This is a genomic window from Actinomadura madurae (genome assembly GCF_900115095.1).
Lineage (GTDB): Bacteria > Actinomycetota > Actinomycetes > Streptosporangiales > Streptosporangiaceae > Spirillospora > Spirillospora madurae.
This window is the reverse complement of the sequence record NZ_FOVH01000005.1, coordinates 401,645-416,524: the sequence shown is the minus strand read 5'-3', so window position 1 is coordinate 416,524 and position 14,880 is coordinate 401,645. Positions and strand designations below refer to the sequence as shown.

Below are 14,880 nucleotides of genomic sequence, written 5' to 3'. Positions count from 1 at the left end.
TTCAGCGTGGGCTGAGCCCGTCGATCACCGCGCGGGGCAGGTAGTCGGACTCGACCCGCACCGGGATGCCCCGGTCGTGGGCGAGGCAGGCCAGTCCGAGCGCGTCGAAGGAGAGCTGCCCGTCCGGGTCGTCGATGTTCTCGCCCGCGCTGTAGTAGTCGCGGTAGAGGCCGAGCGCGTCGGCGAGGACGGCGTTGAAGCCGTCCGCGTCGTCCTCGGCGATGCGCTCCAGCAGCCGGGCACGGGGATTGCGCAGGCATTCCCAGTGCCCGTCACCGGACGTCTTGGCGAGGGCGTTCCGCAGATGCGGACACGGGTCCTCTCCGCGTAGGACGGCGTGGCACGCGCGCGCGTAAGAGTTGGTGTCCGGAAGCGAGACGTCGAGGTCGTCGGCGTCGAACGCGGCCAGGATCGCCAGATCCGCCTCCCTGCGGGACGTCCAGGCGAGCGCGGCGGCCCTCGCGTAGTTCCAGTCGGAGACGTCGCCGTTCGGCCCGGACGCGGGCAGTTCCTCGGTGCGTCCCCGCAGCGTGACGGCGATCGCCGTGCCGCGCGGGACCGAGGCCAGCCGGAACGCCGACGCGAACGACTCGCTCGCCATCAGCAGCCCGTCGATGTACGCGGAGGTCTCGGCTCGCGGGTCCAGGACGGAGCGGAACGACAGCGCCAGCATCTTGTGCTTCGCGGGACCGGCCATCGCCGAGAACCGGAACCGGACGAGCACTTTCGGGCTGAACGCGTGCTCCACATCCTGCTCGGAGACCTCGCTGTCGTCCTCCAGCCATTCGGCGGCGCGGTCGGCGTCGAACTCGGGGCGGGCGACCGGGCCGTCCGCGCTCGGTTTCCTGGGCCCCGCCTGCGTGAGCAGCCGCTCGGGAAGATAGCCCGACTCGACCTCGATCGGCAGCTCGGCCTCGCGCGCGAGCGCGGTCATGGCCAGCGGCCCCCAGGCGATCAGATCGCGCGGGTGCCTCCCGGCCCGCTCGCGGTGCTGCTCCAGGGCCGCGCCCAGGGCGGCGTTGAACGCGGCGGCGTCGCCTTGGGCGATCGCGCGCAGCATCCGGCCCTCGGGGGAGTCCGGGTAGGTCTCGGCGGGCTGTTTCCCGAAGAAGGCGCGAAGGCCTAGAAGGTCGTCATCCTCGGGCAGGGACCGCATGAATCGGCTCAGGTCGAGCATGGCGCGCTCCTCCCCGACGGCGAGCGCGACCTGGTAAGCCCAGATCCAGTCGCGCGTGCTGAGGCTCTCGTCATCCTCCTGCCGGAAGCCGAACCCGACGCCCAGGTATTCGACGAAGGCGCGGACCTCCCCGCCGGCCGGGACGGTCTGGGCGAGCACATAGTCCCTGTACAGCTCCGCGGCGGAGGTCAGCGCGAGCCAGGTCTCGCGGGTCTCGACGAGCGGGTCGATCTCGACGGTGCGCGCCGCCGCGTAGTCCAGCAGCATGTCGGCGAGCATCTTGATGCCGTACGGGCCGCCGTTCTCGGCGAGCTTGGTGTCCCGGTCTAACTGCTCGGGGACGTCCGCCAGAGCGGACGCAACAGACTCTTCGGAAATGTCATGACGATCAATGCGCATGGAGCGTGAGCGTAGCGATCGCGACCGACACCCGAAGGCCAACGCCGGAACCCGTCTCCGGCGCTCCACGGCCGGGTGGTCACCGCGTCGTCACCGGCTGCGGCGCGTTGTGGGCGCGGCGGTAGGCCAGGGGCGACAGGCCCACGTGCGCGTGGAAGTGCTTGCGCAGGGCGACGGGGTCGCCGAAGCCGCAGGCGGTGGCGATCCGCGCGACGGTCAGGTCGGTGGACTCCAGCAGCAGGCGCGCGTGTGCCAGCCGCCGCTGCGCCAGCCACTTCAACGGGCTGCTGCCCACCTCGCCGCGGAACCGCCGGGTGAAGGTGCGCACGCTCATGTGCGCGTGCCGGGCCATGTCCTCCAGGGTGATCGGGTCGGCCAGCCGGTCCAGCGCCCACTGCCGGGTCGCCGAGGTGGAGCGGTCGGCGTCCTCCGGAACGGGGTGCTCGATGAACTGCGCCTGCCCGCCCTCGCGCCACGGCGCCACCACGCAGCGCCGCGCGGCGGCCGAGGCCACCGCCGCCCCGTGGTCCAGCCGGACCAGGTACAGGCACAGGTCGATGCCGGCCGCTCCGCCGGCGGACGTCAGGATGCGTCCGTTGTCGACGAACAGCACGTCCGGATCGACCTCGACGTCGGGGAACAGCCGCGCCAGCGCGTCGCACAGCATCCAGTGCGTGGTGGCCCGCCGACCGTCCAGCAGACCCGCCGCCGCGAGCAGGAAGGCCGAGGTGCACAGGCTGACGATGCGGGTCCGCGGCCCTATCCGGGCCAGCGCGGCGGCGAGTTCCGCGGGGAGCGCGCCGGACGCGAGCAGTTCCTCGCCGGGCTCCTGCGTGGCGATCACGACGGTGTCCGCGGTCTCCAGCAGCGACTCGTCGTGGTCGACGACGATCCGGTAGTCCTCGTGCGTGCGCACCGGCCGGCCGCCGAGGGAGCAGGTGCTGACGGAGTACAGGCGGGTCCCGTCCGGTTCGCAGGCCTCGTTGAACACCCGGGCCGGGATGCCCAGGTCCAGCGGCAGGACTCCGTCGAGAGCGAGGACGGCGACGCGATGCGGCATGGCCGGAATGGTACGACAGATGGCCTTCCGGCCACTCACCCGCGCCCATGACCAAACGCCACGCTTTCTCGTGCCGGGGCCTAGTCCCGGAGCAGAGCGAGACGGACATGAGCGAGGACGACATGAGCGAGCACTCCATGCGGGCGGTCACCATCAGGGAGTTCGGCGGACCGGAGGTCCTGACCGTCGAGGAGGCCGCGCGCCCCGAGCCGCTGCCGACCGAAGTCCTGGTGCGGGTGCACGCCGCCGGCGTCAACCCGGTGGACTGGAAGACCCGCGAGGGCCAGGGCATGGCGGGGCTGCAGACGTTCCCGCTGATCCTGGGCTGGGACGTCTCCGGCGTCGTCGAGGAGGTCGGCTTCGGCGTCACCGCGCTCGCGCCCGGCGACGAGGTGTACGGCATGCCCTGGTTCCCGCGTGCCGCCGGAGGCTACGCCGGGTACGTGACCGCACCGGCCCGCCAGTGGGCCCGCAAGCCGGCCACCCTCGACCATGCGCACGCCGCCGCAGTGCCGCTGGCGGCGCTGACCGCCTGGCAGATCGTGGTCGACACCGTCCAGGTGCGGGCCGGGCAGCGCGTCCTGGTCACGGCGGCGGCCGGCGGGGTGGGCCACTTCGCGGTCCAGTTCGCCCGCCACCTGGGCGCCCATGTGATCGGCACCGCCGGCGCCGCCCGCCACCCCTGGCTCAAGGAGCTCGGCGCCGACGAGACCATCGACTACACCACCACCCGCTTCGAGGACGCCGCCGCCGATGTCGACATCGTCATCGACCTGGTGGGCGACGCGCATGACCGGACAGGCACCCGCTCGCTCAAGGTCCTGCGCCCCGGTGGTCTGCTGGTGGCCGTCCCGGGCGGTGTCTCCCCGGAGCTGGCGCAGGCCGCCGAGACGGCCGGCGTCCGGGTCACTCCGTTCCTTGTGGAGCCGGACGGGGCCGCGCTGACCACGATCGCCGGGCTGATCGACGCCGGCGATGTCGCGGTCGAGGTGGAGGAAACCTTCCCGCTAGAGCAGGCCGGCGCGGCCCACGCCCGCGGCGAGACCGGCCGCAGCCGCGGGAAGCTCGTTCTCACCGTGACCGACTGACCAACCCCCGCAAGCACCCGGCTGGCCCGCTCAGGGCGTGGGCATTCTCCGCTCCGGAGTCCCGGGGGCCGCCGGTCGCGGCGCCCGGAGGTGCCGGTCAGTGGCTTGGAGCCTTCTCGTGTTCCGCTTCCGGGACGGCAGCGGAGGCCGGGCGCGGGGTGCGCAGGGTGACGGCGGCCAGGACCGCGCCGGCGAGTGCGATCAGCGCCGCGCCGACGAAGGCGGCGGAGAACCCGTCGGTGAGCGCGGGCAGGTCGCCGAGCCGCCCGGCGCCGGAGGACGCGGCGATGGCGGTCATCGCGGCCAGCCCCAGTGCCGAGCCGACCTGGTAGCTGGTGTTGACGATCCCGGAGGCCAGGCCGCCCTCCTCCGGACGGGCGGCCGACAGCGCGGTGCCCAGGGAGGGGATGAAGGCCAGGGACATGCCGAGCGCCGCCACCAGCGAGGCGGGCAGGACGTCCACCCAGTAGTCGCCGTCCGGGCGGATCAGTGACAGCCAGCCCATCCCGGCGGCCAGCACCAGCAGCCCGGCGACGATGGAGCGCTTCGGGCCGAGGCGTCCGAGGGTCCGCGGCGCGAGGACGATCATCCCGAGCATGATCAGCGCGGTCATCGGGACCAGCGCGGCGCCCGAGGGGAACGCGCTGTAGCCGAGGACCTGCTGCAGGTAGAGGTTTAGGAAGAACCACATCGGAATCCACGCGCCGCCGAGCAGGAGCTGCGCGAGGTTGGCGGCGCCGAGGTTCGGCGCGCGGAAGATCGAGAGCGGCATCAGCGGGACGCGGCGGGACGCCTGCACGGCCAGGAACACCCCGAGCAGGACGAGCCCACCCGCCAGGACCGCCCAGGTCGCGCCCGCATCCCAGCCGACCTCGGGTGCGCGGACGACGGCGAACACGATCGCGCCGAGCCCCGCGGTGACGGTCAGCGCGCCGATCACGTCCACCGAGCCGCGGGCCCCGCCCCGGCCGCCGGGCATCAGCGCCGGCGCGGCGGCCAGCGCCAGGACGGCGATGGGGATGTTGATGTAGAAGACCCACGGCCAGGACACGTATTCGGTGATGACGCCGCCGAGGAACACTCCCGCGGTGCCGCCCGCGGGGGCGGCGGCGCCGTACAGCGCCAGCGCCTTGGTCAGCTCGCGCGGCTCGGAGCCGAACAGCATCATCAGCAGGGTCAGCGCGGCGGGCGCGATGAGGGCGGCGCCGACGCCCTGCAGGGCGCGGCCGGTCAGCTCGACGGGGACGGTGCCGGCGGCGCCGGCCACCGCGGATCCGGCGAGCAGGACGGCCCAACCGGCGGAGAACAGCCGCCGGGCGCCGAGCAGGTCCGACAGCCGCCCGCCGAGCAGGAGCAGGCCGCCGAAGGCGACGACGTAGGCGTTGAACACCCAGGACAGGTTCTCCTGCGAGAAGCCCAGGTCCTCCTGGATGCGCGGCAGTGCCACCCCGATGATCGAAGTGTCCATGATCACCATGAACTGGGCGGCCGCGATGAGCGCGAGCGCCCACCACCGGCGGGCGGCCGGCGGTGCGGAACGTGCGGACATGACCCCTCCTTATTTACCCCTAGGGGGTATACATCACAGCGCGGATTACCCTAGGGGGGTATATGAGAAACGTCAACCTCGCTCTCCACGGGAGGCCGAACGGGACGTGCCGGCGCGAGGCGCCCCGCTACCCTGTGTTACACGACGAACACCCCGATCAAGGGCTCGCCGGTGGCCAGCCTCTCGGTGGAAGCGCGGAACGGCAGGTGGGACGGCTGAGGAGGACACCGCGGCGGTGCCGGCGTCAGCCCCTCCCGAGGCTGCCGCTCGGCTTGCTGGTCCTGCTCGGCGTCCTGGCGATGCACGGCTTCCAGGCGTCGCCCAGCCCGGTCGAGATGCCCGGTGTCCCTCTCTCGGTGAGCGCCGGCCACGCGATGGCGACCGGCATCGAGCATCCGTCCCCCGCCAAGGATCAGCCGGACGACCACCACGGTGACCATCCGGGCGGCCAGGTCTGCCTGGCGATGCTGACGATGCTCGTCCTGCTCGGCGCCCTCCTCGTTCTGTACCGGCGCGGATCGACGGCCGTGGCCGCGCAGAGCTTGGTCAGGGCGCTGATTCTCCTGGTCGGACGGCCGCCGCCCAGGCCGTCCCTGCACCGGTTGAGCGTGCTGAGGCTGTGACGGGCCCTCGGCGCATCTCGCATGCGCCGGCGGTCCTGAACACAGAACTCACCACGAAAGGGTCCATTCCCTCATGAAGCGTGCATTCGCGCTTGCCGTCGTCCCTGCCCTGGCGATCGCCTTGGCGGCGTGCGGCGACGACAAGGACTCCGGCGGCTCGTCGCCGGACCACTCGATGTCAGGTCACTCGATGTCCGCCTCGCCCAGCGGTTCCCAGGCGGGGCGGCACAACGACCAGGACGTCACGTTCGCCCGGATGATGATCCCGCATCACCGGCAGGCGATCGAGATGGCCGATCTCGCCACCGCCCGCGCCTCGTCGCCCGAGGTCGAGAAGCTGGCCGCGGAGATCAAGAACGCCCAGGGACCGGAGATCAAGAAGATGACCGGATGGCTGACCGCCTGGGGCGCCTCTCCCGAGATGGGCGGCATGAACCACGGCGGCATGCACGGCATGATGACCGAGAAGGACATGAAGGACCTGAAGGCCGCCAAGGGGAAGCCCTTCGACACGGCCTTCCTGGACATGATGATCGAACATCACCAGGGCGCCGTGGCGATGGCCAGGACCGAGCAGAGCTCGGGCCGGTCTCCCGAGGCCAAGCAGATGGCCGCCGACATCATCTCGTCCCAGACCGCTGAGATCGAGAAGATGAAGACCCTGCTCAAGAAGGTGTAGCCACCGGCGGCGGGCAGGGCCGAACCCCCTGCCCGCCGCCGAAGCGTGCCGACCTCGGGCAGCCCCTCAGCGGTGAGGGCTCTTGCTGCGGTGGGCCAGCGCCTTCCTCGGCGCGTTCCGCCGCACCGTCGGCACCACCCGCCCGGGTAGCGCCGCTGTGGAGCGGCCCTTTAGGACTGGTGCGTCTCGTCCGGGGATTCAACCTTCCCGGCGATGTGTTCCAGGGCGGTGAGGTCTTCCGGCGCGAGGCGGTCGATGAAGTGGTGGCGCACCGACTCCAGGTGCGCGGGGGCGGCGTCCGTCAGAGTGTCCAGGCCGTGTTCGGTGAGCACGAGGACGCAGCCCCTGCCGTCGGCCGGGTCGGGTTCGCGCCGGATGAGGCCGCGCGCCTCCATGCGGGTGGCGTGCCGGGAGAGCCGGCTGCGCGACCAGCCCATCTTCGCCGCCTGCTCGTGCAGGGTGCCCGCGTGGTCCGGACGTTCCGACAGCGTGCTCAGCACCTCGTAGTCGGGCTCGGAGAGGCCGGCGCGGGAGAGGTCGCGTGCCGTGCCGGTCTGGACGGCGATCATCATGCGGCGGAAGGCCCGCCACGCCCGTTCCTCGTCCGGGCTCAGCCAGCGCACGGGGCCGCCCGGCGGTTTCTTTGACATGTAAACAACCTATCGGCTACTTTCGTTTACATGTCAATGAAACAGGCGCGCGTCCTCGTGCTGGTGTGCAGCACCCGTCCCGGCGCCCTCGGCCCCGCGGTGGGGGCGTGGCTGACCGAGACGATCACGCCCCGTGCCGCCGACCTCGGCGCCGAGCTGGTGCCGCTGGCCCTCGCCGACCTCGGCCTCCCGTTCCTCGACGAGGAGGAGCATCCGTCGTCGGGCGTGTACCGGAACGAGCACACCCGACGGTGGAGCGCGCTCGTGGACGCCGCGGACGGCTTCATCGTCGTGACGCCGGAGTACAACTACGGGATGCCGGCGACCCTGAAGAACGCGCTGGACTACCTGTCCCGGGAGTGGGCGTGGAAGCCGGTCGGTTTCGTCAGCTACGGCAACACCTCGGCGGGAACGAGGGCCGTCCAGCACGCCAAGCAGGTGGTGACCACGCTGCGGCTGGTGCCGCTGGGGTCCACGGTCGCGCTCCGCGTCGCCGACGCCGTGCGCGACGGGGAGGTGCGGCCCGCCGCCGCTGCCGGCAAGGCCGCGATCGGCGTCCTGGAGGAGCTGGTCCGGGTCGCGCACGCGCTCCGGCCCATGCGCGAGCGGGCGCGGCCCGCATCGGTGGCCGGGCCGGAGCAGGGGTCCTACCTGCGGCGGCTGACGCCTGACGACGCCCCCGACGTGACCGTCCTGCAGCGGTGCTGCTGGGTGGACGAGGCCCTCGTCAACGACCCGTTGACCGTCCCAGCGCTGCACGAGTCCGTGGAGCAGGTGCGCGACTGGCTCGCGGACTGGCACGCGGTCGGACTGTGGCGGGACGGCCGGCTCCTCGGCATGGTGCGGACCCGCCGCGTCGGCGCCGAGTGGCATGTGGGACGGCTCGGCGTCGTCCCCGACCTGCGGGGGCGCGGCCTCGGACGCTGGCTGCTCCAGACGGCGGAGGCCGCCGCCGACCCGGCCTGCCGTCGGTTCGTGCTGTCCACTGGGGCGGGCAGCCGGAACAACATCGCGCTCTACCGGAGCGAGGGATACCGCCCGGCCCCTCTCCCCGGCAAGGACGGCACCGTCCGCCTCACCAAGGAGCCACTCCCCACCGGGGCCTGAGCCGGAGCTTGCGACGGACGCGGCCGGCTTCGCCGGGGCGGGCTCGCTTTACCAGATCCGCGCGGCGAGCTTCTTTCCGTGGTGGTACGCCCTGGGCACCGGGCTGCTCAACGGCATCTCCCACTTCGTGTTCCCGATCATCAAGGGCGGCTACTCTCCCGGCCTCTGCACCGCCGACGGCCAAGACCGTGAGGGACGCCGGTACTTGACGCTTGGGGGCAAGTACTTGCTAGTGTCTGTCAAGTGACGACCACGAGCGACCATGTCGAGCTGGTGAACGAGCTGGTCCGAGTGCTGGAGACGCGGATCCTCGACCCGCTGGAGATCCTGCTGGCGTCCGACGAGCTCCTCGGCCCGATCAGGGCGCGGCTGCGCGTGGAGGCCGAGGTCTGGGCCGCCCAGCTGCTCGGCCCCGACCGCCGGCGGGCCACGCTGACCGCCGTGCGGATCATCGCGGTGCTGTTCCCCGGCGACGGGCCCTTCGACCCGCCCGCGTCGTGGTGGCGCACCGCGCTGGGACGGGCCGTGGCCCGCACGGCCGGCCACCCCGCCGTGGCGGCCGTGTCCTACTCCACGGCGGGGGCGATGCTCGGCATCACCCGGCAGGGCGTCGCCGACCTGATCAAACGCGGCAAGCTCGACAGGCACTCCGACGGTGGCGTCACGACCTCCTCCATCCGAGATCGGCTCAACCGTCTGGAGAGTGCCCGTGGCACCGCACGACATGACCATCGATGACCGTCCAGTCCGCCTCGCCGTCCGCGACCACGGCGGCCACGGAACCCCCGTCCTGCTCCTGCACGGCCTGGGCGGCACCCTGCTGCACTGGGACGCGGTCGCGCCGCTGCTGACCGGCGCGCACCGGGTCGTCGCCATGGACCTGCGCGGCCACGGGCTGTCCGGCGACGGACCGTGGGAGTGGGACGCGGTCCTGGACGACGTGCAGGCCGTCATCGACCGCCTCGACCTGGACGCCCCCCTCGTGGTCGGCCACTCCCTCGGCGGCATGCTCGCGGTGCGGTGGGCGCTGCGCCACCCGGACGGCCCCGGCATCGTCAACCTCGACGGCCTGCGCTCGGCGGAGACCGCACCACGGCACTACGCGGGCATCGGCCAAGACGACCTCGGCGCGCTGCTGGGGGAGATGAAGGCCGTCTTCGACGCCCAGGCCGAGGCGATGGCGAGGCCGCTGCCCGAGGCCCACGCCGCGATGTATCCCCAGCGGGCGTTGCGCACGACCGACGAGGGCGTCTTCATGCGGCCGGACGCCGCGCTGGCCGGGCAGATCAGGTACGACCCCCACTTCCAGGACGCCGTCGCGGCGGTGGCCGGCATCCGGTGCCCCGCCCTGTTCGTCCTGGCCACCGGCAACTTGCCCGGCCTGCCGGGCCGGGTCGGCGAGCTCATGCCGGCGTTGCGCGCCGGCATCCGCCGCGACCTGCTCGCCCTCACCGCCGACCGGCCGCACCTGCGGGTGCTCGAACTGGCCGCCAGCCACAACATGGTCGATGAGCAGCCCGAGCAGATCGCCCGAGCCGTCCTGGGATTCCGGGCACAGACCACTCGCTAGGGTGAGCGGTGCTTTCGACCGTGATGACGGATGCTGGAGCGCCATGTTGTACGGGCGTCTTCCCTTTCGGCGCGGTGCTGTGCGACCTCCACGGCGTGCTCCGCACGTTCGACCACGCCGTCCAGGACGCGATCGAGGCACGGCCACGTACCTCAGCTGGACTGCCCGACCCTGGTCGACCACCATCTCCGAACCTTCTTCACCGACACGTGACCGGCCACGATTTACGCCGAGGCGCGGATTACCTGTTCTACTGGGAGGTGTTCGGACGTGGCGTCGGATTGCTTTCCGTCGATTTGTTCGATGAGGATGGTGGCGGCCCGGTGGCCCATTTCGAAGCCCGGTACCCGGACGGTCGTGAGCGGCGGGTCGGTGTGCTGGGCGAATTCGAAGTCGTTGAACCCGATCACGCTGACGTCCTCGGGTACGCGCAGGCCCGCCGCTTTCAGTTTCGCGATGGCGCCGATGGCGAGCAGGTCATTGCCGGCGATAATGGCCGTCGGAGGCTGGGGGCGAGCGCGGATCCGGGCGGCCATCTGGGCTCCGGTGTCCGCGTTCCATTCACCTTCGAACAGGGTCAGGCCCGGGTCGAAGGCGATCCCTCTCTTCTTCAGGGCCTCCTGGTAGCCGGCGAACCTTTGCTCGATCATGGGCCAGGGGGTCGCCGTGCCGAGGAAGGCGATGCGCCGGTGTCCCTTGTCGATCAGATGCATCGTCATGTCGTACGCGCCGACACGGTTCTGGGCGGTCACGGTGTTCACCGAGGGGTCAACCAGGTCCTCGAAGACCACCAGGTTCGAGGTGAGCTGTTTGGTCTCTTCGGTGTATCTGCGGCGCACGGCCGCGTCGCCGCACAGCAGCAGCAACGCGCCGTCCACCCGGTTCTGGCGGATCGGCAGGAGCAGGCCCGAATCGAAATCCCCCGGTTTGGCGGCGTGGACGAGCACCATGTACCCGCGTTCCCGTGCCACCGCGCCGACCCCGGAGATGATGAGGTCGGTCATCGGGTCGGCGAGATAGCGTTCGTCGGGATCCAGCAGCAAGAACGCCAGCGTGTTCGTCTTCTGGATGCGGAGACCGCGCGCCTGGGAGTTCGGCGTGTAGTTCAGGTCCCGCATGGCCTTCTCCACGCGGAGCCTTGTCTCCGTGCTCATTTCGCCAACGCGTGCATTGACGACGTTCGACACGGTCTGAACCGAGACTCCCGCTAGGGCGGCCACGGCCTTGAGCCCTGATCGTTTCGCTGGCGGCTTAGTCGTCACTTGGCGATCCTCTGCATGATGCCTGCGTCACTTTAAGGTTACAGCATCATGACGGTCGGCAGCCTGGTATCAGGCCGTCGAGAACTCCAGGCGGATGCTGTTCAGGTACCTTTCGTCGGGGCGCAGCACCGGGTCCGGGAAGTGCGAGTGGTTCACCGAGTCCGGAAAGGTCTGCGTCTCCAGGGTGAAGCCGGCGAAGGCGTTGTATCGCCCTGCCGGTGCCTTCGCACTGACGCCCTGGAGGTAGCCGCCGGTGTAGATCTGGACGCCCGGCTGGTTCGTCGACAGGGTAAGGCGCCGGCCGCTGTTCGGGTCGATGATGGACGCGACCTCGCGCAGGCCGTGGCCGTCCAGAACCCAGTTGTGGTCGTAACCCGCCCCTGCGTCGGTGATGGCACGTCCGGCCCCGGAATGGGAGACCTTATCGATGTTCTTCCCGATCGGCGTGGGTGCGCGGAAATCGAACGGCGTGCCCTCGACGGCTCGCACTTCGCCGGTGGGAAGCAGCTCCTCATCGACCGGGACGTAGTACGTGCTGTTCAGCTGCATGATGTGGTCGAGGACGGAGCCGGAGGAATGGCCGGCGAGGTTGAAGTAAGCGTGGTTCACGATGTTCGCGACGGTGGTCCGATCCGTGATGGCCTCGATGTCGATTTCGAGTTTGCGGCCTTCCAGTCGATAGGTGACCTGCGTTGTCAGTGTCCCGGGGAACCCCTCCTCGCCGTCGGGCGACACCCGCCAGAAACGCACGTGGTTTCCGTCCATGTGCTGCGTGCTCCAGATCTGCCGGTCGAATCCGCGCTTGCCGCCGTGTAGATGGTTGTTTCCTTCGTTCCTGGTGACCTCGCAGACCTTCTCGTCGAGGGAGAACCTGCCCGCACGGATCCGGTTGGCATACCGCCCCGCTGTCGACCCCATGTAGTTGGGATCCGCCGCGGTCTCATCAAGAGTGGCGCGGCCCAGCACGACATCGGCGAGACTGCCGTTCCTATCTGGAACGTGAAGTTCGAGCAGCCGGGCACCCAAGTTGGTCAGCACGACCCTGCAGAAGTCGTTCTCCAATGTGATGACGTCGATGTCGAAGCCGTTCACCTGTGCGGTGTTGTTCCAGGTCATTTCGTTCCTTCCAGCAGCGGGCACAAGGTCGTTGGTCGTTCGGTCGGTTGTCAGGACCAGGCGAAGGTGGTCGCCCCTCGGGCGGGGACGTCCGCAAGGAACAGGTGGCCGGAGGCGGGATGTGCGGCGAGGTCGTCGGCCGACAGTTCGTCCCTGGCGGTCGTGATCAGCAGCCGGTCACGACCGGGGCCCACGAAGGCGACGCTCGACACGTGCGGTGCCTTCACCAGCACGGTGGCCAGGAGTTGCCCCCGAGGGGAGAAGCACCTGACCTCTCCGCGGCCCCAGATCGCCACCCAGAGGTTGCCGTCGGTGTCGACGCAGATTCCGTCGGGCGACCCGTCCCGGACACTGAAGGCCACGTGGCGTTCTCCGCATTTTCCGGAGGTCGCGTCATAGGAACGGGCCCATATGGTGCCCGGCGTGGTGTCGACCGTGTAAAGGACGGCCCCGTCCGGTGACCACGCGATGCCGTTCGACAGGGCCAGATCGTCGTCGAGAACTGAAACTCCGGCGACGGGATCGATCTGGTACAGCGACTCCCTGCGTGCGGGCTCGCCAAGTGACAGGGTGCCGACCAGGAACCTGCCGCCCGGGTCGCATGCCCCGTCGTTGAACCGGCGCCGCTCGCTTGGACGCAGGGGGCGGCTGACCTCGGTCAGGTGCCCCTCGCCGGTCAACAGGTGAACGGCATGGTGGCCGGCGACGAGCAGATCTCCCGAATCGGTGGGTGCCACCGCGCCGACCGTGTCATCGACGTGATGGGATGCCGTCACGGTGACGCTATCGCCGTCCAGCGTCCCGATATACACGTTGCCCCCGGCGATGTCGACCCAGAGCACGCGTTCACCTGTATCGTCCCAGACCGGCCCTTCCGCTAGCTGATAGGCGTCGACTGAGGCGACTTCGGCCACATACTCCTTCATTTCCCGCCCTTCCCGGTCATCGTGGATATAGCGATCCTCTATCGCAGAGAGTTCAACGAACCGTAGTGTGAATTTCCATGCGACTTTCCAATTCGGATAGGGTCGGCAGACCTTCCCAGTCGCCCCGCGTGCCGACGGTGCAGGCAGCGCAGATCGTGCCCCACCGGAGCCTTTCGGGGATCGGCAAGCCATGGCCCCGCGCCGCGAGATAACCCGCCACGAAGCTGTCACCCGCCCCGATCACGTCCAATACCGTGACGTCCATCCCCGCGATCTCGAAGAGTTCGCCGTCGGCCGCCGCGCAGGCGCCGTTCTTCCCCTGCTTGACGACCACCTCTGCGGGACCGCGTTGCAGGAGTTCCCGTGCCGCGCGCCCGGGCTCGGTCTCGTCTGTGACGAGATGGAGCTCGTCGTGGCCGACGAAGAGCACATCGATGTGCGGCAGGACCTCGCGCATATCGGCCGGCGTCGGTCCGGACAGAGCCCGGCGGTAGTTGACGTCGAAGGACACGACCGTGTCCCGTTCTCGCGCCAGTTGCAGGGCGCGGAACACGGCGGTTCGGCAGCTCGGGCTCAGGGCGAGCGTTATGCCGGTGACGTGGAGGAGGTCGACCCTGTCGAGTGCCGCGAAAGCGGCTTCGACGTCATCTGTGTCCAGTCGCGCGCCGGAACCGTGCTTGCGGTAGTACAGCACCGACACGTAATCCCTGGTCCGGTGGTCGCGCAACATGAAACCGGTGGGCACGTCCGGCGCGAATCTGGCGAACCGGGTATCGACTCCCTCCGCGGTCAGGTCGCGATGGACCCGCGCGCCGATCTCGTCCGAGCCCAGCACGCCCACCCAAGAAGCGGCATGGCCCAGCCGCCGCATCCCGATGGCGACGGTCGATTCCGCTCCCGCCGTCGACAGGTGAAGGTTGACGGCGTTCTTCAACGGAGTCCCGGCGGCGGTGGACGCCACGCCGAGGGTTTCACCGAAGGTGAGCAGGGTTGCCATGGGAACTTTTCTTTCGCCGGAGCGCTGAAAACGATGGACTGTCACTGGACGGCGGACAACGCCGACCGGAGTTGGCGGGCTCGGGCAGAGAGCTCGGCAAGCGAGCCGCCTTCGGGCGCCGATCCCAGCAACGGGCTTCCCATGCCGAGTGCCGTCGCGCCCGCGGCGATATAGGCGGAAGCCGCGGAGAGATCGACACCGCCGGTAGGTACCAGAGGAATCTCGGGGAATGGATCGCGCAGCGACCGGAGATACACCGGTCCTCCCAGCGCGGCCGGGAAGATCTTTATCGCCGTGGCGCCCGACGTCCACGCGGTAAGGATTTCCGTCGGAGTGAACGCTCCGACCACGATGGGCAACGGGACAGTGCCCGCGTACTCGATGACGGGCACGCTCACTGCCGGAGTGACGAGGAACCGGGCGCCGGCGTCGGCAGCGGCCTTGGCTTCCGCGACGGTGGTCACCGTTCCGGCACCGAGCTGCACGTGGGCGGGCAGGGTACCGGCAAGCTCCTGGACGGCGGTCAACGCCCCCCGAGTCGTCAGCGAGAATTCGATGATGTGGATGCCGGAGTCCACGAGCGTCCGGGTCACGGCGGGAAAATGCTCAGCGTTGTTCGCCCGGAGAATGGCGATACAGCCGTGGTCACGAAGGGTGCCGGCGTCCAGTGGGTCCAT

General features: G+C 70.1%; 15 protein-coding genes. 6 read left to right on the top strand and 9 right to left on the bottom strand.

All coding sequences use genetic code 11. The features are described 5' to 3' along the window. Window position 1: 1 nt before the first annotated feature. Window positions 2–1,576, bottom strand: a complete 1,575-nt coding sequence (locus BM339_RS18045; protein WP_083597717.1) for an immunity 49 family protein — start codon at window positions 1,574–1,576, stop codon at window positions 2–4. A gap of 79 nt (window positions 1,577–1,655) precedes the next feature. Then, the gene (locus BM339_RS18040) at window positions 1,656–2,636 is read right to left on the bottom strand and encodes a GlxA family transcriptional regulator (protein ID WP_075021588.1); all 981 of its coding nucleotides are present in this window, start codon (window positions 2,634–2,636) and stop codon (window positions 1,656–1,658) included. A 107-nt stretch (window positions 2,637–2,743) separates the two neighbouring features. Here BM339_RS18040 and BM339_RS18035 point away from each other — a divergent pair, with 107 nt between their 5' ends. Next, entirely contained in the window at window positions 2,744–3,724 is a 981-nt protein-coding gene (locus BM339_RS18035; protein ID WP_218163677.1) for an NADP-dependent oxidoreductase, read from the top strand. A gap of 97 nt (window positions 3,725–3,821) precedes the next feature. On the opposite strand, the gene BM339_RS18030 is transcribed toward BM339_RS18035, so the two are convergent. Beyond that, the gene (locus BM339_RS18030; protein ID WP_075021587.1) at window positions 3,822–5,273 is read right to left on the bottom strand and encodes an MFS transporter; all 1,452 of its coding nucleotides are present in this window, start codon (window positions 5,271–5,273) and stop codon (window positions 3,822–3,824) included. Between the two features lie 272 nt (window positions 5,274–5,545). On the opposite strand from BM339_RS18030, the gene BM339_RS18025 reads away from it, so the two are divergent. Both BM339_RS18025 and BM339_RS18020 read left to right on the top strand, forming a co-directional pair. Next, a complete protein-coding gene (locus tag BM339_RS18025; RefSeq protein ID WP_075021586.1) occupies window positions 5,546–5,896 on the top strand; it encodes a DUF6153 family protein in 351 nt (116 codons plus the stop codon). A gap of 73 nt (window positions 5,897–5,969) precedes the next feature. Continuing rightward, the gene (locus BM339_RS18020) at window positions 5,970–6,575 is read left to right on the top strand and encodes a DUF305 domain-containing protein (protein ID WP_075021585.1); all 606 of its coding nucleotides are present in this window, start codon (window positions 5,970–5,972) and stop codon (window positions 6,573–6,575) included. Window positions 6,576–6,745: 170 nt separating this feature from the next. On the opposite strand, the gene BM339_RS18015 is transcribed toward BM339_RS18020, so the two are convergent. After that, the gene (locus BM339_RS18015) at window positions 6,746–7,225 is read right to left on the bottom strand and encodes a MarR family winged helix-turn-helix transcriptional regulator (protein WP_024934839.1); all 480 of its coding nucleotides are present in this window, start codon (window positions 7,223–7,225) and stop codon (window positions 6,746–6,748) included. A gap of 30 nt (window positions 7,226–7,255) precedes the next feature. Between BM339_RS18015 and BM339_RS18010 the strand changes: the two genes are divergently transcribed. From BM339_RS18010 to BM339_RS18000, 3 genes are all read left to right on the top strand, one after another. After that, on the top strand, window positions 7,256–8,332 hold the full coding sequence (locus BM339_RS18010; protein ID WP_075021584.1) for a bifunctional NAD(P)H-dependent oxidoreductase/GNAT family N-acetyltransferase: 1,077 nt from the start codon (window positions 7,256–7,258) through the stop codon (window positions 8,330–8,332). A 243-nt stretch (window positions 8,333–8,575) separates the two neighbouring features. Further along, window positions 8,576–9,070, top strand: a complete 495-nt coding sequence (locus BM339_RS18005) for a hypothetical protein (protein ID WP_075021583.1) — start codon at window positions 8,576–8,578, stop codon at window positions 9,068–9,070. Continuing rightward, window positions 9,042–9,902 (top strand): alpha/beta fold hydrolase, encoded by an 861-nt coding sequence (locus BM339_RS18000; RefSeq protein WP_218163676.1) that lies wholly within the window; start codon window positions 9,042–9,044, stop codon window positions 9,900–9,902. The genes BM339_RS18005 and BM339_RS18000 overlap by 29 nt, the downstream gene beginning before the upstream one ends. Before the next feature lie 224 nt (window positions 9,903–10,126). Here the strand turns inward: BM339_RS18000 and BM339_RS17995 are convergent, their stop codons facing one another. The 5 genes from BM339_RS17995 to BM339_RS17975 all read right to left on the bottom strand — a co-directional run bounded on the left by BM339_RS17995 (window position 10,127) and on the right by BM339_RS17975 (window position 14,880). Next, window positions 10,127–11,122 (bottom strand): LacI family DNA-binding transcriptional regulator, encoded by a 996-nt coding sequence (locus tag BM339_RS17995; RefSeq protein WP_075021582.1) that lies wholly within the window; start codon window positions 11,120–11,122, stop codon window positions 10,127–10,129. 111 nt (window positions 11,123–11,233) lie between these two features. Next, on the bottom strand, window positions 11,234–12,280 hold the full coding sequence (locus BM339_RS17990) for an aldose epimerase family protein (RefSeq protein WP_075021581.1): 1,047 nt from the start codon (window positions 12,278–12,280) through the stop codon (window positions 11,234–11,236). Window positions 12,281–12,330: 50 nt separating this feature from the next. Beyond that, complete coding sequence (locus BM339_RS17985) at window positions 12,331–13,206, bottom strand: SMP-30/gluconolactonase/LRE family protein (RefSeq protein ID WP_075021580.1); 876 nt, start codon at window positions 13,204–13,206, stop codon at window positions 12,331–12,333. A gap of 52 nt (window positions 13,207–13,258) precedes the next feature. Continuing rightward, complete coding sequence (locus BM339_RS17980; protein WP_075021579.1) at window positions 13,259–14,203, bottom strand: sugar kinase; 945 nt, start codon at window positions 14,201–14,203, stop codon at window positions 13,259–13,261. 41 nt (window positions 14,204–14,244) lie between these two features. Further along, window positions 14,245–14,880, bottom strand: a complete 636-nt coding sequence (locus BM339_RS17975; RefSeq protein WP_075021578.1) for a bifunctional 4-hydroxy-2-oxoglutarate aldolase/2-dehydro-3-deoxy-phosphogluconate aldolase — start codon at window positions 14,878–14,880, stop codon at window positions 14,245–14,247.